A 17,966-nucleotide genomic window follows, 5' to 3' on the forward strand; every position below is an offset into this window, starting at 1 on the left:
AGCCTCCTGTTAACTCACGGTTCATCCTTATCAACCTCCATCAGCGTCATTACCATGCCGGTGACAGAACCGAGCACAGCAAAATAGACACCAATATCAAAAATCAGCGGCGTAGAGGCTTTAAAGTCAATGACCGGCACTGTCCACCATTGAGCGGTCAAAAAAGGTTGGCCCATAAACCAAGCGGGAACCACTGAGACCATCCCCAGCAGCAGGCCAACGCCAATCAGATCGCGGGGATCGACCATTCGCAGTACTTCTTTGGTAGCGCTCACACCAAAGGCAAATAGATAGAGGGTAAACGCCCCCGCCGCCACCAACCCGGCAATGAAACCACCGCCGGGTTCATCGTGCCCTCTCAACAACAAAAATACCGAAAAAAGCAACTGCAACGGCATCAAAAATCGAGCGGCTGTATTGAGAATAATCGTGCCTGACTTAACCATCGTAAGGCTCCTTGGCTACCTTGCTGCTCGTGTCGCTTTTGCCGCTGCTGCCTTCCTCATGACGTGATTCACCCTGACGCAACTTGAGCATGGCGATAACGCCAATGGCTGCGAGTGCCAGCACGAACATTTCACCAAGCGTATCCAGAGCGCGGTAATCGACCAAAATAACGTTGACGATATTGCGGCCATGGGCCAACGGTGCACTGTTCTCGATCATATAGGTTGAAATCGGCTCAAACTGTTGAATGCTCCACGCCGTCATAATCAGTAGGCAGATCAAAATGCCGACCATAGCGGCTACGGAACCATCACGTATACGCTCAAGATTGGTCGATAGATTAGAGAACCGTGGTAGCCGGAACAACACGAGCACCAGCAAAATCACCGTGAGGGTTTCCACCAATAATTGGGTAATCGCCAAATCAGGCGCGCTGAACAGAATAAAAATTAACGCAATGGAAAAACCCATCACCCCAACAGATACCACCGCCCCAAGACGTGAACGAGTCGTTGTGGCAAAAAGTGCACCCATCGCCATGGTGCCCGCCACGACCACCTCGTGGAAACGAACATCAAGTTCAAAGGTAAATATTGGCGAATGACGCAGTAAGATCGAATTACCAATGAGCGCAATGAGCGTGACTAACATCACCAGGATGTAGTTGCGCATATAGCCGTTTTGCAACAGCCGCGTCTGCCATTCAGAGAACTGAACGATGCCGTTCATCATGCTTTCATAGCCTGCTTCAGGTCCATGGCGCATGATCGGTGCCAATATAGAAAGCTTGGCACGCACACTGTCCCAACGTTTAAAGAGTAGAAAGCCAAAACCAACGCTAATGATCGACATTATCAAAGCGACATTAACACCGTACCAAAGCGACAGCGCCACCTCGATGGTTTGACCAGAAATTGAGGTCGCCGCCGCCGTCAGCAGCGCGTTTGCACCTAAAATTGACGGTAGCAAACCCAACAGTAGCGACCCCAGTGCAAGCAAGGCAGGGCCTATCAACATGCTGATAGGCGCTTCATGGGGCTCGCTCGGGGTATGGTGACGTTTACCGAAAAACGGGCGCAACGCCACAATAAAGGCAACGGCAATCGTTAAGACGGAGGCAAAAAAGGCAAATAGCACTAGCAGTATTTGAAAGCTATCAGCGCCGAGCACTGACTCAAGCATTAGCTCCTTACCTATAAAACCAACCAGCGGCGGCGCCCCTGCAAGAGAAAGTGCGGCAACCATGGCGATAGTCGCCGTTAGCGGCATCACCGAACGCAGCCCGCCCATCTGAGTAACGTCTTTGGTGCCGGTTTCATGGTCAAGAATACCGGCGACCATAAACAGCGCACCTTTATACAACGAGTGCGCCAACAGGAAAGTGACGAAGGCCGTCATCGCGTACTCGGTGCCGATGCCCAGTAGCATGGTGAGTGTGCCCAGCGCCATGATAGTCGAGTAGGCGAGCAGCTTTTTAATATTGGTGTGATGAATAGCTAAAAATGCACCGACCAGCATCGTGGTCGCACCTACGACGGAAAGGATTCCAACCCATAGGGCCGTGCCGCCCAGCTCCGAATGCAGGCGCGCCAACAGGTAAATACCGGCTTTCACCATGGTGGCGGAATGTAAATAGGCCGAAACTGGCGTAGGCGCCGCCATTGCGTTGGGTAACCAGAAGTGGAACGGGAACTGAGCTGACTTGGTAAATGCCCCCAGCAGCAAGCAGATCAACATAGGGGTGTAGAGCGCGTGTTCGCGCAAATCGGCTTCCTGGCTAAGAATATCCGCCAGCGACCAGCTTCCACTCGCAATTCCAAGCAGCAATAGCCCTGCCATTAATGCCAAACCACCGGCGACAGTGACGAATAAGCCCTGCCGCGCTGACTTGCGAGCATTGATGTCAGCGTGGTTAAATCCAATCAGCAGATAGGAGGTAATGCTGGTCAGTTCCCAGAAAATAAATAGCGTAAAAAGCCCATCGGCGAGTACCAGCCCCAGCATGGAGACCATGAAGGCGACGAGAGCAAAATGAAATCGTGGAAGGTCAGGGTGATTGTTTAGGTACCCACCGGCATATACCAGCACACAGGCACCCATCACGGTAATCAATAGCCCAAAGAGCAGCGATAAACCGTCCAACAGAAAAGAAAGGCTGATTCCAAGAGAAGGCACCCACTGCCACTCGAAGAGTAAGCGACCGTTTTCAAGAACTTCCGGCGCCTGGAGTAACAGCCACACCGTTAGCGCAGCAGGAAACAGGGCCAAAAAAAGGCTGGTACGCTGGCCAAACCAGCGGTTCAACACAGGCGACAATGCGGCCAGTACGAAGCCCATTAACACGGCGAACTGTATCAAGCGAAACCTCCAAAATGACGAAAGGCTCACCCTTCAAGTCGAGGTGAATACCAGGCACTCTACCTTGCCACTGGCATTTAAGCGTTGAAGAAATGTGATTCCAAAGTTGTACACCTTATAACAGCTAGTTTTGACAGGCTAGCCAAACTCATAAACGCAAACAGCCGCTAGCGATTAAAATCGTCTAGCGGCTAGTAGTAGCTACTTTCTGGGGGAAAGAGGGTATTACAGGCTAGGCAACCGGCAACCAACCGGCTAATTCATTGTTGATAACGTCTAGTAGCGCTTCGATATGGTCGTCTCGGTCGTTCAGGCATGGAATATAGCTAAACGTTTCACCGCCCGCCTCCATAAAGCTATCGCGTATTTCCTCTTCTATCTCCTCCAGAGTTTCGACGCAATCTGACGAAAAGGCCGGCGACATAATCGCAATATGTTTATGTCCCTGCTTGGCGAGTTCCGCTACGTGATTAACAGTTTGCGGGCCGACCCACTTCTCAGGACCAAACTGTGACTGGAAGGCCGTATCCACCTCCTCTTTGCTGAAGCCAAGCTTCTCACGCAGTAGACGTGTGGTTTTCTGGCACTGACAATGGTAAGGGTCGCCTTCCAACAGGTAGCGTTCGGGAACCCCATGGTAGCTAGCAACCAGCTTGGTAGGTCGAGTAGAAAAACCGTCGTAGGCCTCTTGCACTGAATTGGCCAACGCCTGGATGTAAGCAGGATGTTCGAAATAAGCGGGCACCGTACGAATATAAGGCTGCCACTTCATTTTCATCAGGGTGCGAAACGCCTGATCATTCGCCGTTGCCGTGGTTGGTGAGCCGTACTGTGGGTAGAGCGGGAAAAAGACGATTCGCTCGCAGCCCTTCTCTTTTAATCGTGTCAGTACGCTTTCCGTAGAGGGATTACCGTAGCGCATACAGAAATCGACTTCGACATCGTCACCGTAAAGGGCTTTCAACCGAGTGGTCATCTTCTCGGTCTGAGCACGGGTGGTCGTCAATAGTGGGCTTTCGTTTTTTTCATTATTCCAGATTCCCCGGTACGCCTTGCCCGATGAAAATGGTCGCTTAGTCAAAATAATTAGCTGTAGCAGCGGCTGCCATTTCCAACCGGCATAGTCGACCACACGCTTATCAGAAAGAAATTCATTTAAGTAACGGCGCATTGACCAATAGTCGGTGGCATCCGGGGTTCCCAAGTTGGCTAGCACAACACCCACTTTGGCACGAGGCACGGCGGGATGATCGCTGGGTGCATGGGCCAAGCGGCCCTCGCCCGGGTGATCCTTGACGACATTCTCGGTCATTACGCTTGCTCCTGGAAAATTACGATATTAATCACAATCACTATAAACTGGCTAAATCCTATCACTTTTCGTCAAAGCGGCGGCATAAAGTTATACTATCGACATCATTTGTATAACTACAGGCCAATTCATGTCCAAGCCTTTGGACCAAAGCGATGCTAATAAGGAGTCATGATGAGTCGCTACACACCGCTGCAAGCTTCACCACCCGTCACACTGTTTCATGATGGCCATTGCCCTTTCTGCCAGCAAGAAGTGGCGTGGCTAGAAAAGCATCGTCATCGGGAACATATTACGCTGGTAGATATTCAGGCCACGGACTTTAACCCCCAAGCATATGGGCAGGAATTTAACGCGATGATGGGCCAGCTACATTTAAAAGACAGCAAGGGAGAATGGTATATCGGTATGGATGCCAGCCGTGCCCTCTATGCAGTATTGGGCTACCGGCGGCTGGTGAAGATTCCGTGCTTACCGGGAATACGCGGCGTTATGAATGCCGGTTACCGTTTTTTTGCCCGTCGCCGAATTAAGCTTGGACAATGGTGGGAAAAGCGTCAGGCGAAACGTTAAAGGGAAAGCATAATGTTAAAAAACAAGCGGCATACGCGATGTCAGGGGCTCACTGTAGTGCGCATCGCGACCAATCACTTCATCGTGTGGCACGTGTTGAACTAAGTAAGCACGATGAATGCCGGCCCGCTTGAGTTCCATATAAGCATCATCCAGCGAGCGAAATAACATCGGCTTAGAGCGTTGCATCAGCATATGGCGCTCGCCCTCTACATCTTCAAGCTCTACTTGATAAAAGCGACTACCCGAATGGGTAATGACGCGAATTTCAAAGTTGTCGTGACTGGCGACAAACTGTTTAAGATCCTTCAGTTCCATGGTTCACTCCTGTTATTCGTATATGCCATTAGGGCCCAGCATGGCTGCACCCGATGACATTTCTGTTGCTTTGTTATTGCAGTGTCGTGACGACACTAAAATACAACCTTCAAGTTGTATTCAACTACTAGGAAAGCAACAGCGCAAGAGAGTTCCTGACCGAAGGGTCAAGAAATTTTTTTTCACTGGTATTCAGAGGGATCAATGGCTTTGCCAAGCGAATTACGGTCAATCCAATTACCGCCTTTGGTTTCTTTATAGCGAAACACAACCTTGTCTCCTACAGCGACAGGCAGCTCCCCATCTTCGGTTTGATAGCTATACTTCTCGCCCTCCACCACCAAATGATAGCGATACAGATCCGGCATACCCAACCATTCCTTAAAAGGACCTTCTCGCTCTAACGATTCCAATTCACCACGTCCTTCTAACTTAGGAAGACGCTGCCGATTACCGCGCCGAAATCCACCTGCCATTTGCTACTCCCGTTTTTGCACATCGTGGGTGAGGCATTATACGAGCTTACTCCCCACCCTCAAACGACTCATCACTCGCCTGTCATTTAAAACTTAGCCATTAAAAACTTAGCCACTAAAAACCTAGCCATTAAAAACCTAGCCATTAAAAACCTAGTCACCAAAAGCTTCACCGTAACTATCGGGGGCCAGATCTTCGAAGCGGGTATATTTGCCGATAAACGCCATGTGCACCGTGCCAATGGGACCATTACGCTGCTTACCGATAATTAATTCCGCGATTCCCTGGTTATCGGGATTATCTGGATTATAGACCTCATCGCGATAAACGAAGGCGATAACGTCTGCGTCCTGCTCGATGGCGCCCGATTCACGTAGATCCGACATCACCGGCCGCTTATTAGGTCGCTGCTCTAACGAGCGGTTCAACTGTGAAAGTGCCACCACGGGGCAATTAAACTCTTTCGCCAAGCCTTTTAATGAGCGCGAAATCTCAGAAATCTCACCGGTGCGGTTTTCGCTAAAGCCTGGGATCTGCATCAATTGAAGATAATCGATCATCACCAGCGCAATATTGCCATGTTCACGCACCACACGGCGCAACCTGGAGCGCATTTCGTTAGGTGACAATGCCGCGGTGTCGTCGATAAACAGCTGCTTGTCTTTGAGCAGGTTGACCGCGGAAGTTAAGCGCGGCCAATCCTCATCTTCCAACTGCCCTGTGCGCACACGCGTTTGGTCAATCCTGCCCAGAGATGACAGCATCCTAAGCATGAGCGATTCTGCTGGCATCTCCATCGAGAACACCATGACAGGCTTGTCGCTGGAAATGACGGCATGCTCTACCAGGTTCATGGCGAAGGTTGTTTTACCCATTGAAGGACGCCCGGCGATGACCACCATATCCGACGGCTGTAGCCCGGTGGTCATTTCGTCCAGGTCACGGAAACCGGTCGAAAGCCCGGTCATTTCGCCCTTTAGGTTGAACAACTCATCAATGCGATCGACGGCTTTGGTCAATAGATCGCTCATACCAATAGGGCCGCCGGTTTTAGGGCGTTCCTCGGCAATCTGGAATACTAACCTCTCAGCTTCATTAAGCAGTTCATCCGCAGGACGACCTTGGGGAGAAAAAGCACTATCTGCAATTTGATTAGCCGCACGGATCAACTTACGTAGTGTTGCCCGCTCACGAACGATATCGGCGTAGGCACGAATATTACTGGCGGAGGGCGTGTTGCGCGCAAGCTCAGCCAGAAACGCCAACCCACCTACCGTATCCAACTGGTCACGTGCTTCCAGAGCTTCGGAAAGTGTCACCACGTCTAATGGTTGACCGGCTTCAGCCAGATGGATCATCACATTGAACACTAACCGGTGTTCATAACGATAAAAATCATCAGCAACCAGCCGTTCTGAGACGTTATCCCAGGCTTGGTTGTCTAGCATGAGCCCGCCCAATACCGACTGCTCCGCCTCCAGAGAGTGCGGCGGCAGTTTTAGCGCTGCCGTTTCTGTATCAGCAGAAGGCTGGTCCTGCATAACGAGCTCCTTTAAACATTACAGCGTAGTCATTGAAGAGGAGGTATCTTAGTCGGAGCGAGAGAGTTCCACCACCGACATCACCATCAATCTAGACGTTGTCTGAAAACGCCAAACCTTAATAGTCCGGACGGTTTTATGACACTATCCAGCACAAACACCGATAAACACAGGCGTCAGAAATAACAAAAGGCGCGGGGAAACCCGCGCCTTTTGAGGCGGTCATGCTAGTGCAGCAAACAACGACGTTACGTCGTCAGTTACTCTGCCACTACCACAACGCGTACAACCGCATTCACTTCAGCGTGCAAGTGAAGGTCGATGTCATATTCGCCAGTCTGACGAATCGGACCATTCGGCATACGCACTTCGCTCTTGGCAACATCGATGCCAGCAGAGGAAATGGCGTCAGCCAAATCACGCGGACCAATAGAACCGAACAGCTTGCCTTCGTCGCCAGCTTTAGAAACCAAAGACAGTTCGATGTCATTCAGTTGCTCAGCGCGCGCTTCGGCTTCTGCCTTACGCTCAGCGGCTTGTGCTTCGAGTTCAGCACGCTGTGCGTCGAATGCTTCGATATTATCTTTAGTGGCCGGAACGGCTAAGCCGTAAGGCACTAAATAGTTACGACCATAACCAGGCTTTACAGTGACCTTGTCACCCAGGCCGCCCAGCTTACCAATGTTGTCGAGCAGAATGACTTCCATCTCGTAAACCTCTTGTCAGTTGCTGCGGGCAAGGCGTGCGCGAACGTTCGCGAATGTATCAATCAGCCCCAACAGCAGCACAATGAGAATCGTGGGCCAGGTCGTGATTAGCAGCACATAAAATGCTACCAGCCACAGCCCGTTCATCCCCTTTAATCCAATAAACCCGTGCACTAACGCAACGCCAGCTACCAATAGCGGAATCCAGCCAAGCATCGCCAACGCATGAGCGCCTAGCAGCATGCCGATTACCCCAATGACGACCAACACGGCCAGTTCTTTAGGGGTTAAGCGCAGTGCGTGAAACTCTTCGCGAAAGCCACCTGGGTTATACAACCCAGCTTGCCAACTCCGCGCAAGTGCCAAACACACTATCGCTGCTAACAGCACAACAAGCCCGGTAACCCCACCCACCACCAGTATGGCGATGGTTTGAGTATCGTAGCCCTGATTGGCAAACTCCGTGAGCATGCGATCCACCTCTTCTGAACCTTCACGCAACTGCTCAAGCATTAGCTCAGTGCCGCCTGGCGGGCTGAAGATGCCAAGTTGAACCATGGCGGCGGCGACCAACGTCCCCACGATCAAGGTTTCACCCCAACGCATCCTCTCACGAAGAATAACGGCCATCAGCGTTACCAGCAGTATGCTAGCAAGCGGAATCACATCACCCTGAGCCCACCACCAACCAGCCGGCAGCGCTGCTGCAATGATGACCGGCAGCGCAGGCACGAACCCTTTGCGTAGAGTCACCAAGGCGGCGATAGCTGCTCCTAACCAGAACAACCAAGGCACTAGCGTTGCTAGGGCCGCCCCGCCAGCAGCATAAGGCGTACCACGCATTAGCCATCGGGCTAGCGCCAGCATCACGTTAAACGCTTACTGGTGGCTATCGGAATAGGGCAGCAGTGCCAGATAGCGTGAACGCTTAATAGCGGTCGCTAGCTGACGCTGATAGCGTGCTTTGGTGCCGGTAATACGGCTTGGAACGATCTTGCCGGTTTCGGTGATGTAAGCCTTCAGCGTATCCAGATCTTTATAATCAATCTGCTTGATGCCTTCAGCGGTAAAGCGGCAAAACTTACGGCGACGGAAAAAACGTGCCATGGACTAGCTCCTTAAAACGTGCAGTGAATAAAATCAGGCAGTTTCTTCTTCTTCAGCGCGCGGTTTTTCTTCGCGACGCGGACGTTTTTCTTCTGCCGGTTTCATCATCGGGGAAGCTTCAGTGACAGCTTCTTTGCAGCGAACAACCAAGCTGCGGATGATGGCATCGTTGAAACGGAAGATATTCTCGATCTCTTCGAGGGTCTCACCGGTACATTCGACGTTCATCAGCACGTAGTGGGCTTTGTGGATCTTGTTGATCGGGTAAGCCAAGTGACGACGGCCCCAATCTTCTAGACGGTGCACAGTGCCGCTGTTTTCGGTAACGATGCTGGTGTAGCGCTCAACCATCGCCGGCACCTGCTCGCTTTGATCCGGGTGGACCATAAACACGATTTCGTAATGACGCATGGGATCTCCTTGCGGTTTGACAGCTTCCTTTGTGTGCTACTGCTAAAGGCAATAAACGACGACAAGGAAGCAAGGAGTTAACTGAAGTGCTCCGCCACCGCACTAAACGGCTAGGGGCATCAAACAGAACTTTTATTTCATCAACTGTTTACAACGACAGTTTCAATTACTGTTTCAACTACCAGTTCTCACAGCTAACGCCCGCTTGCAGACAAACGGGCGCGTGTATCTTAGTAGTAAGACGTTTAACTTGCAAGCTGGCGCTGGCGGACTGCCTCAAACAAGCAAATACCGGTGGCCACCGACACGTTTAGACTGGAGACCTCTCCCGCCATCGGTAGCTTGGCTAGGTTATCGCACGCTTCGCGGGTTAAGCGCCGCATGCCCTTGCCTTCTGCCCCCATGACCAATGCAGTAGGGCCGGTCATATCAATATCGAACACGCTAGCCTCAGCCTCGCCTGCCGTGCCCGTTATCCAGACACCCGCATCTTTTAGCTTAGCAAGCGTACGCGCCAGGTTGGTCACTTGATAAACAGGCACTACCTCGGCAGCACCACAGGCAACTTTGCGTACCGTTGCATTAAGCGGTGCGGCTTTATCTTTCGCCACAATCACACCATGCGCACCCGCGGCATCCGCGCTGCGCAGGCAGGCGCCAAAATTATGCACGTCCGTCACACCATCTAGTATCAGCAACAGCGGTGGTGTAGAAGAGGGCCAGGCGCGTAGCTTAAGCCAGAGCGACTCTTCACCTTCAGGAGTTAACGGCGGACAAAAGGCCACCACTCCCTGATGAGCCGCACCCTGGGTTAGCTGATCGAGCAAATCTCGCGGCTGCTCTTTAACACGAGCCCCATGTGCCTGAGCCTGAGCAACCACCTCTTTTAAGCGATTGCCTGCCCCCTGCTGCACCCACAACTCGCGGGGCGCTTCCCCTCTGTCTAACAGGCTTTGCAATGCATGAACGCCATACACCTGATCCAGACCATCAGGGGTCTTGGCCCCCCTCCGAGACGACGCCGACTTCATGCTCAGCCCTTATTCGGTGATGGTTTGCGTGGGCCGTTCCGTGTGCGGCGTGGGCCGCGACGCGTAGCGGGCTTCTCACTCTTGGACGGCTTGTCACCAGTACCTTTGGTATTAGAAGCTTTGGCGCTAGAAGTCTTGGAACCCCCGGCATTGGCCTTAGCGCCCTCTTCACCACCGCGGCTCTTACGCGGCTGGCGACGTGGACGAGGTTTTTCATCCCCCAGACCGAAGTCAATCTTACGGTCATCCATATCGACTCGCGCCACCTGAACAGTAAGACCATCGCCCAAACGATAGGTCGTACCGGTACGCTCGCCTTTAAGGCGGTGCTTCTCGGCTTCGTAGTGGTAGTAATCCGAAGGCAGCGAGGTGACGTGCACCAAGCCTTCCACGAAGAACTCATCCAGACGCACAAACAGACCAAACTGAGTGACCGAGGCAATGGTGCCATCGAACGTTTCGCCCAATTTGTCAGACATAAATTCGCATTTCAGCCAGCTTTCTACATCACGCGTGGCTTCATCAGCGCGACGTTCAGTCATTGAGCAGTGCTCACCTAGCTCAAGCATCTGTTCGAAGGTATACGGGCACCACTTGCTCGGCGGCTCAACCGGCGCGCCTTCGACACGAAGTACCGTGTTGGTCTGGCGCGGACCACGGATAACCGAGCGGATAGCCCTGTGTACCAGCAGATCAGGATAGCGACGAATCGGTGAGGTAAAATGGGCATAGGCCTGGTAGGCCAAGCCAAAGTGACCCTCATTTTGTGGCGAATAGACCGCTTGATTCATCGAGCGCAGCATCACCGTCTGGATAATATCGAAATCAGGGCGGTCGGCAATCGTTTCTCGTAGTGCCTGGTAGTCCTGTGGTGTGGGCATATCACCGCCGCCGACCGCAAGGCCTAACTCATTCAAGAACAGACGCAGTTTATCAAGCCTTTCCGGCGTCGGCCGCTCGTGGATACGGTAAAGCGCAGGCAAATCATGCTTGTCCAGGAAGCGTGCGGTCGCCACATTGGCAGCCAGCATGCACTCCTCAATCAGCTTATGAGCATTGTTACGGCTGCGTGGAACGATTTTTTCAATCTTACGTTCATCATTAAAGATGATCGCCGTTTCAGTAGTATCAAAATCGATCGCACCACGCTCGGCACGCGCTTCACGCAACAAGTAGTAAAGTTCTTCCAGATTTTTTAGCGGCTTAACCAGCTCGCTGTGCTCTGCCCTTAGCGCCTCACCTTCTTCGCTTTTCTCGTCGAGAATCGCGGCCACCTTGTTATAGGTCAGGCGAGCGTGGGAATTCATCACGGCTTCGTAGAAGCGGTAGCGGCTAATCGCACCGGTTTGCGAAATATTCATCTCGCACACCATGACTAAGCGATCCACATGGGGATTCAGCGAACAGAGCCCGTTGGACAGCAGCTCCGGCAGCATGGGCACCACTTGACCGGGGAAGTAAACCGAGTTCCCCCGAGTGCGCGCTTCATCGTCAAGAGGTGTACCAGGGCGTACATAGTGGGAAACGTCCGCAATGGCGACGAGCAGCTTCCAACTGCCAGATTTGGTTTTCCAGGCACATACCGCATCGTCAAAGTCTTTGGCGGACTCGTCATCGATGGTGACCAGCGGCACATCGCGCAGGTCAACGCGGTGCTGCTTATCTTCTTCCAGTACCTCGGCGGAAATACCGGCAATTTGGTCGAGGACTTCAGGCGGAAACTCAGCAGGAATATCGTAGCTGCGAATCGCAATATCAATTTCCATACCAGGGTCCATGCGCTCGCCCAGCACTTCGACCACTTCGCCCACCGGCTGCACACGGGTAGCTGGCTGCTGGACGATTTTAGCCGAAATCACCTGACCATCCTTAGCGCCGGCGCAAGCACTATGCGGAATAATCACTTCCTGAGTAATGCGCGGATTTTCCGGAATAAGAATACCGAACTCAGGGGTATTACTGCGGTAAACACCAACGATGGTTTGGGTGTTGCGTGCAATCACATCGGCAATCGTCGCCTCATCACGGCCACGGCGATCACGCCCACTAACCCGCGCCAATACGTGGTCACCATGAAAAACACGCCGCATTTGGCGCGGCGGCAATACCAAGTCTGGCTTTTTACCATCATCGCGTAGCAGGAAGCCAAATCCATCGCGGTGCCCAAGCACTTTGCCTTTGATCAGATCCAGCTTGTCGATTAACGCATAGGCGCCCCGACGATCACGCAACACTTGCCCATCGCGCTCCATCGCCGCCAAACGGCGCCTGACAGCCTCGATGAGCTCCTCATCTTCCAGCCCCAGCATGCGGCTCATATTTTCATGGGTAATTGGCTTACCGTAAGCCTCTAAGGCAGCAAGCAAATACTCCCGGCTTGGCGCGGGATTACCATATTTATGCGCCTCGCGCTCGGCATGGGGATCATCACTTAACGTCCAATACTTCATACGAGCAACATCCTTAATGGCGTCATTTGCGAGAGGCATAAAAAAAGCGCATACGCGGTGCGTTGCGGGCGGGAGGTTTCAGTGTTTGGAAAGCTGAAATGAATAGGGTTTTGTTTAGTCATAGGCGCAGTATAGCGCTGCACGTTCAATCACCCAACCGTCTTAGACATTGTTTATACAATTTGCTTTATAAAAACCGAGTTCAGGGTCTTGCATTTAAGCATCACCCCGGTATTATACGCGCCAATTGCCCAGATGGCGGAATTGGTAGACGCGCTAGCTTCAGGTGCTAGTGTCCGTATGGACGTGGAGGTTCAAGTCCTCTTCTGGGCACCATACTGTTTTATAGGATTTCCTTTTTATATAATCAGTGCGGTGCCAAGCAATTGTAAGAACGTGATTGTAAGAACGTAGTCAATAGCATTATCGTAGTAAATGGTTTGTGTTCGCCCAGGTGGCGGAATTGGTAGACGCGCTAGCTTCAGGTGCTAGTATCTGTATGGATGTGGAGGTTCAAGTCCTCTCCTGGGCACCATACGAACACAAACGACAAGTAGTTCATCTCAGCTGTAAATGATGCGCCCAGGTGGCGGAATTGGTAGACGCGCTAGCTTCAGGTGCTAGTATCTGTATGGATGTGGAGGTTCAAGTCCTCTCCTGGGCACCATGTTTAACATGGCCCGCCCGCATCATTGTGACGATCTTTCAATTGTTTTAAGCCATCCCCCTCTTATTTTTTCTGTTTATTGATATCTCCCTTTTTATTGGAACCGCCCTGGGCGTCGTGCCACTTCTTCAAGCGCCCATCCCTGTAAGCGAAGCTCTCCTTCCAACACAGACTCCACTTCCGTCGTTAACGCTGGGAAGAAGTTAAGCCCTGTGCGCGCTTCGATTTCATCGATCGTTACCAAGTAATCATCCAATGGCTCATTACCGCGCACGTCCTGCGGCATAATAAACGCCAGCGCTAACGGCGCTTCGCTATGCGGGGCGACGATAATCTTATAAAACGCTTCGGGGACTTCGACCAGACCTACCCGATTAAACACGTTATCCATAAAGTGTTCTGGAAAGATGGGCCCTGTTATTACCTGCAGGCGTTCAAAGCGCGGCGCGAAGTGATCCATCACCGACTCCTCCAACCGCTGCCAGAGCTGACGATTTAGATTGGGCCGCTGAGGAGACATATTACTCATTAAGAAGGTGTCGACCTGGGCACTACGACCATGCACGGCGGCGATTGCGTAGTTAGGTGCTAAATGACCTCGATCGTAGCCACTGCTCGCGTAGCTGTCAGTTCCTACAGGCCATAGCGTGCGCCAATCGGCTTGAAAATTAGGTCGGGGGCCGATGCTAGAATCATCCACCGCTTCCACCTGATAGCTTACCCACAGCGGGTTTACTCTTACATCAGACCAGCCCACTAAATAGCCATCATTACGCAGCACTCGATGCATCGTGGTAGGACGAAATTCCTCCCAGGTAGGCACCCCCATCCAGGTGTAGGCATCTTTATGTTGACGCTCCTGAAACTCCCAAAGGCCCGTCCCAACCACAACAAACAGCACGGCAATACCAAAGCGCCGACCTTGCCGACGCCAGCTCGAAAGCGATGTTCCCAACACTCTTACTCCCTGGCTAGCGCTAACGAGCGCCTATTGTGTTATTCACTCTTATAATGTGGAGGCAAAAGCGGTTCACACTACCAACCGAGTGAAAACATCGTTTCTAGATCATGGCGGGAGTGAACCTGCATAGCATTCAGGGTTTCAGTATCGCTGATCCCCTCAACCGCGTTTAAGCGCTCAGTCACTAGCTCAGCCAAGCTCTCAAAATCACGGGTGCGAGCAATCGCCACCAAGTCGTAGCGGCCACAGGTAGAGTAAACTTCGCTAATGCCTTCTACATCGGCTAGGCGCTCGGCCACGGCTTTCACCTGGCCTTTATCGGTATTGATTAAAATGACTGCGTTTTGCATAGCGCGACCCTTAAGAAAAAATAGTAACTAAAAAGTAGTATCTAGGCTGTGCAGAGTATAACAGCGACCCGTTAGTGGGGGCACCACTCAACGCCAGCGTGACCAATTGTCGCTATACCGACTGGGGTATTCGCACAACCTTTGTACATCCGCTAGCATGTAATTGATGGATGTCGTAGAAACGCCAGTTAGTAAAATTATTCGCAGTATTAAGAGGTGGACAACCACCCGCTAAACGTGACCAAACGTCAGACCGTGACGATAAGGAGAAATCATGGCTAATAAAAGCCGTCGTGACTTTATGCGCAACAGCATGCTGGGCCTTGCGGCACTTCCACTGGGTGCTGGTATTCTTTCCAAGACTGCTTTCGCCCAAGAGCTGCCGCGCCTTGACCCTTCCTCAAGCAACGCCCAAGCACTTAACTACGTAGAAGACGCCAGCGAAGCCAGTGATCATCCGGCTTATGAAGAGGGCGAACGCTGCGACAACTGCATGTTCTTCGTTGAAGAAACGGAAGGCTGTCAGCTGTTCCCCGGAAACAGCGTAGAGCCTGGTGGCTGGTGCCAATCCTGGACGGCACAAGCTTAAACAACTAGCAATTGATTAGCTGTTACTAACTACCCCGCGCATTGCGCGGGGTAGTTGCATTCAAGACGGCGCCTTTTCGTCCTCTATCGGCCAATGGAAACGCCGCGTCACCCGCCCCTCTTCTAAAGAGACAAGATGAACAGGAAACCCCCACAGTTGCTGTAAATGGCGAATGACCGGATAAACGCTGCGCCCTAACGGACGGCGGCTATCCTGCACGTGATGAAGCGTCAATGAACGGTCTCCGCGGATAGCCGCTTCGACCACTTGGATATTAGGTTCGCGGACTGAGAGTGCATACTGGGTGGCAAGCGCTTCGCGGACCTGCCGATAGCCCTGCTCGTTATGAATCGCCGCCACTTCAAGCGTTTCCGCCTGATCGTCATCGACAATTAAAAACAGCTTATGATCACGCATTACCTTCGGCGATAAAAACTGCTGGATAAATGACTCATCCTTGAAATTGCGCATCGCAAACTCCAGCGTCTCACGCCATGGAGAGCCCGCCACATCTGGGAACCACTCTCGATCTTCATCGGTAGGGGATTCACAAATGCGCTTGATATCCATAAAGATCGCAAAGCCTAGCGCATAAGGGTTAATCCCACTGAACTGAGGATTGTCAAAACCAGGCTGGTTAATGACCGCCGCATGGGACTGCAAAAACTCAAGCATCAGTCCCTCGTCAACATTACCGTCGTCGTAGAGCCGATTCATTAATGTGTAATGCCAAAAGCACGCCCAACCCTCATTCATTACCTGGGTTTGCCGTTGAGGGTAAAAGTATTGTGCCAGTTTACGTACAATACGCACGATCTCACGCTGCCATGGCGCCAGCAGCGGCGCGTTTTTTTCAATAAAGTAAAGTAGGTTTTCCTGAGGCTCCGAAGGATAATGGCCTCCGTCGTGTAAACCCAACGGGTCATCATCGCTATGCTGGTTATCATGCTCCTGCAATGATTCCCCGACAGGTGCCTCTGGAATAGTGCGCCACAGCATATTCACCTGGGTTTGCAGATAAGCTTCTCGCTCATCCTGACGTTTCGCCTCCTCTTCGGCAGAAATCGGTGAAGGGCGTTTATAGCGGTCAACGCCATAGTTTTGTAGGGCGTGACAAGCATCCAACAATTGCTCAACGGCCTGCACGCCGTGACGCTCTTCGCATTGGGCAATATATTTACGCGCAAACACCAGATAATCAACAATTGAAGAGGCGTCGGTCCAGGTTCGGAACAGGTAGTTGCCCTTGAAGAAAGAGTTATGACCGTAGCAGGCATGGGCCATTACCAACACCTGCATCATTAGCGTATTCTCCTCCATCAAATAGGCAATGCATGGGTCAGAGTTGATAACCAACTCATAAGCCAAGCCCATCTGACCACGCTTGTAAGCGCCTTCAACGGCTAAAAATTGCTTGCCAAACGACCAGTGATGATAGCCAACAGGCATCCCTACGCTGGCGTAGGCATCCATCATCTGCTCGGTAGTGATCACTTCTATCTGGTTGGGATAGGTATCCAGCCGATACTCATCGGCGAGCCTGGCCAGCTCCGCATCAAAACGTTCCAGTACACTGAAGTTCCAATCGGAGCCAGTGGCAATCGGCTTGCGCTTGCGGGTCGCACTCATAGCCCACTCCTCTACACGCGGTTACTAGCCTCTACACAGGTCACTAGGACTGGCTTAAGCGGCGCTTAAACAATTCACGAAAGACCGGATAAATATCGCCCGCCTCCACAATTTGTCGCATAGCAAAGCGCTCGGGAAACTCATCGACCACACTTTCATACTCATGCCATAACGATTGATGGTCGTGAGGCGTAATCTCAACGTAGGCATAGTATTGCAACTGCGGCATTAGTTGTTTGACCAGCAAATCGCGACAAATATTAGAATCGTCGTCCCAATTATCGCCGTCGGAAGCTTGTGCCACATACAAATTCCATTGCCCCACGGGATAGCGCTTTTCGATAATTTTATTCACCAGGTTCAGCGCACTGGAAACAATCGTGCCGCCGGTTTCTCGTGAATAAAAGAACTCCTCCTCGCTTACTTCACGAGCAGCCGTATGGTGACGTACAAATATCAGTTCGACTTTCTCGTAGTGCTTCTCCAAGAACAGGTAGAGCAGGAGGAAAAAGCGCTTAGCGATATCTTTGTGGTTCTGGGTCATCGAACCCGAAACATCCATAACGCAAAACATCACCGCCTGGTTGGAGGGCTGCGGCTGTGCGCTGAGTTGGTGGTAGCGCAAGTCATAGGTATCAATAAACGGCACGCCTGCAATACGCTTCTCAAGCCTTTCAATCTCTGCTTTCAGTTCGGCAATACGGGCAGGGTTACGCAGCACCGAATCTTTTTTCTCCTCGGTTTTCAGCAATTCTTGAGCTTCTTTTAGTGCCCGCTTGATAGGCGCTCGCATCGCTATGCGCCGAGCATAGGCCTCACGCATCGAACGGGTAATACTAATTCGAGAAGGCACGCCGTCGCGGGAGAGCCCTGCCCGTACCATTTTTACCTCTTCCAACGATTTTAACGGCTTACGCTGAAGATGCGGCAGCTCCAGTCCGTCAAAAACAAACTCAAGAAACTCTTCACGGCTCAGGGTGAAGGCGAACTCATCGACGCCTTCTCCCTGGTTAGAGGCCCCCCCTTCCCCCGAACCAC

At 51.9% G+C, this 17,966-nt stretch carries 18 protein-coding genes and 3 tRNA genes; 5 read left to right on the forward strand and 16 right to left on the reverse strand.

Annotated features, from left to right (window positions below; translation table 11 throughout):
• Nucleotides 1-14 precede the first annotated feature (14 nt).
• From ACUVOF_RS20600 to hemH, 3 genes are all read right to left on the reverse strand, one after another.
• Nucleotides 15-446 (reverse strand): Na+/H+ antiporter subunit B, encoded by a 432-nt coding sequence (locus tag ACUVOF_RS20600; RefSeq protein WP_113270044.1) that lies wholly within the window; start codon nucleotides 444-446, stop codon nucleotides 15-17.
• On the reverse strand, nucleotides 439-2,802 hold the full coding sequence (locus ACUVOF_RS20605; RefSeq protein ID WP_447046129.1) for a putative monovalent cation/H+ antiporter subunit A: 2,364 nt from the start codon (nucleotides 2,800-2,802) through the stop codon (nucleotides 439-441). Before ACUVOF_RS20605 ends, ACUVOF_RS20600 begins: the two co-directional genes overlap by 8 nt.
• Nucleotides 2,803-3,037: 235 nt before the next feature.
• Nucleotides 3,038-4,117: a ferrochelatase gene (gene hemH / locus ACUVOF_RS20610; RefSeq protein WP_447046121.1), complete on the reverse strand. Its 1,080-nt coding sequence runs from the start codon at nucleotides 4,115-4,117 to the stop codon at nucleotides 3,038-3,040.
• A 174-nt stretch (nucleotides 4,118-4,291) separates the two neighbouring features.
• Here hemH and ACUVOF_RS20615 point away from each other — a divergent pair, with 174 nt between their 5' ends.
• Nucleotides 4,292-4,690 (forward strand): thiol-disulfide oxidoreductase DCC family protein, encoded by a 399-nt coding sequence (locus ACUVOF_RS20615; RefSeq protein WP_447046122.1) that lies wholly within the window; start codon nucleotides 4,292-4,294, stop codon nucleotides 4,688-4,690.
• Between the two features lie 15 nt (nucleotides 4,691-4,705).
• On the opposite strand, the gene ACUVOF_RS20620 is transcribed toward ACUVOF_RS20615, so the two are convergent.
• The 9 genes from ACUVOF_RS20620 to rnr all read right to left on the reverse strand — a co-directional run bounded on the left by ACUVOF_RS20620 (nucleotide 4,706) and on the right by rnr (nucleotide 12,732).
• Nucleotides 4,706-5,008 (reverse strand): DUF6482 family protein, encoded by a 303-nt coding sequence (locus ACUVOF_RS20620; protein WP_008958985.1) that lies wholly within the window; start codon nucleotides 5,006-5,008, stop codon nucleotides 4,706-4,708.
• A 182-nt stretch (nucleotides 5,009-5,190) separates the two neighbouring features.
• On the reverse strand, nucleotides 5,191-5,484 hold the full coding sequence (locus ACUVOF_RS20625; RefSeq protein ID WP_113270040.1) for a hypothetical protein: 294 nt from the start codon (nucleotides 5,482-5,484) through the stop codon (nucleotides 5,191-5,193).
• Nucleotides 5,485-5,637: 153 nt separating this feature from the next.
• On the reverse strand, nucleotides 5,638-7,026 hold the full coding sequence (gene dnaB / locus ACUVOF_RS20630; protein WP_113270039.1) for a replicative DNA helicase: 1,389 nt from the start codon (nucleotides 7,024-7,026) through the stop codon (nucleotides 5,638-5,640).
• A gap of 260 nt (nucleotides 7,027-7,286) precedes the next feature.
• The gene (rplI, locus tag ACUVOF_RS20635) at nucleotides 7,287-7,733 is read right to left on the reverse strand and encodes a 50S ribosomal protein L9 (RefSeq protein WP_113270038.1); all 447 of its coding nucleotides are present in this window, start codon (nucleotides 7,731-7,733) and stop codon (nucleotides 7,287-7,289) included.
• Between the two features lie 15 nt (nucleotides 7,734-7,748).
• Entirely contained in the window at nucleotides 7,749-8,600 is an 852-nt protein-coding gene (locus ACUVOF_RS20640) for a hypothetical protein (protein WP_447046130.1), read from the reverse strand.
• 12 nt (nucleotides 8,601-8,612) lie between these two features.
• Nucleotides 8,613-8,840 (reverse strand): 30S ribosomal protein S18, encoded by a 228-nt coding sequence (rpsR, locus tag ACUVOF_RS20645; protein ID WP_008958980.1) that lies wholly within the window; start codon nucleotides 8,838-8,840, stop codon nucleotides 8,613-8,615.
• A gap of 33 nt (nucleotides 8,841-8,873) precedes the next feature.
• Nucleotides 8,874-9,251: a 30S ribosomal protein S6 gene (gene rpsF, locus ACUVOF_RS20650; RefSeq protein ID WP_447046123.1), complete on the reverse strand. Its 378-nt coding sequence runs from the start codon at nucleotides 9,249-9,251 to the stop codon at nucleotides 8,874-8,876.
• Nucleotides 9,252-9,496: 245 nt separating this feature from the next.
• Nucleotides 9,497-10,282 (reverse strand): 23S rRNA (guanosine(2251)-2'-O)-methyltransferase RlmB, encoded by a 786-nt coding sequence (gene rlmB, locus ACUVOF_RS20655; RefSeq protein ID WP_447046124.1) that lies wholly within the window; start codon nucleotides 10,280-10,282, stop codon nucleotides 9,497-9,499.
• Nucleotides 10,283-10,284: 2 nt separating this feature from the next.
• The gene (gene rnr / locus ACUVOF_RS20660; RefSeq protein WP_447046125.1) at nucleotides 10,285-12,732 is read right to left on the reverse strand and encodes a ribonuclease R; all 2,448 of its coding nucleotides are present in this window, start codon (nucleotides 12,730-12,732) and stop codon (nucleotides 10,285-10,287) included.
• Between the two features lie 249 nt (nucleotides 12,733-12,981).
• Here rnr and ACUVOF_RS20665 point away from each other — a divergent pair.
• The 3 genes from ACUVOF_RS20665 (at nucleotide 12,982) to ACUVOF_RS20675 (ending at nucleotide 13,399) form a co-directional block, all read left to right on the forward strand.
• Nucleotides 12,982-13,068, forward strand: a tRNA-Leu gene (locus ACUVOF_RS20665).
• A gap of 112 nt (nucleotides 13,069-13,180) precedes the next feature.
• Nucleotides 13,181-13,267: transfer RNA gene (locus tag ACUVOF_RS20670), tRNA-Leu, on the forward strand.
• Nucleotides 13,268-13,312: 45 nt separating this feature from the next.
• A tRNA-Leu gene (locus ACUVOF_RS20675) sits at nucleotides 13,313-13,399 on the forward strand.
• 94 nt (nucleotides 13,400-13,493) lie between these two features.
• Here ACUVOF_RS20675 and ACUVOF_RS20680 read toward each other — a convergent pair.
• Together ACUVOF_RS20680 and ACUVOF_RS20685 are read right to left on the reverse strand one after the other, a co-directional pair.
• Entirely contained in the window at nucleotides 13,494-14,354 is an 861-nt protein-coding gene (locus ACUVOF_RS20680) for a DNA/RNA non-specific endonuclease (protein WP_447046131.1), read from the reverse strand.
• Between the two features lie 80 nt (nucleotides 14,355-14,434).
• The gene (locus tag ACUVOF_RS20685) at nucleotides 14,435-14,710 is read right to left on the reverse strand and encodes an Lrp/AsnC family transcriptional regulator (RefSeq protein WP_008958975.1); all 276 of its coding nucleotides are present in this window, start codon (nucleotides 14,708-14,710) and stop codon (nucleotides 14,435-14,437) included.
• Between the two features lie 274 nt (nucleotides 14,711-14,984).
• On the opposite strand from ACUVOF_RS20685, the gene ACUVOF_RS20690 reads away from it, so the two are divergent.
• Nucleotides 14,985-15,299: a high-potential iron-sulfur protein gene (locus tag ACUVOF_RS20690; protein WP_113270034.1), complete on the forward strand. Its 315-nt coding sequence runs from the start codon at nucleotides 14,985-14,987 to the stop codon at nucleotides 15,297-15,299.
• 60 nt (nucleotides 15,300-15,359) lie between these two features.
• On the opposite strand, the gene ACUVOF_RS20695 is transcribed toward ACUVOF_RS20690, so the two are convergent.
• On the reverse strand, nucleotides 15,360-16,928 hold the full coding sequence (locus ACUVOF_RS20695; protein WP_447046126.1) for a SpoVR family protein: 1,569 nt from the start codon (nucleotides 16,926-16,928) through the stop codon (nucleotides 15,360-15,362).
• Between the two features lie 43 nt (nucleotides 16,929-16,971).
• Nucleotides 16,972-17,966, reverse strand: a 995-nt coding sequence (locus ACUVOF_RS20700; RefSeq protein WP_447046127.1) for a YeaH/YhbH family protein, incomplete at its 5' end; no start/stop codon positions are given.

The sequence above is a fragment of the Vreelandella sp. H-I2 genome, assembly GCF_052959335.1.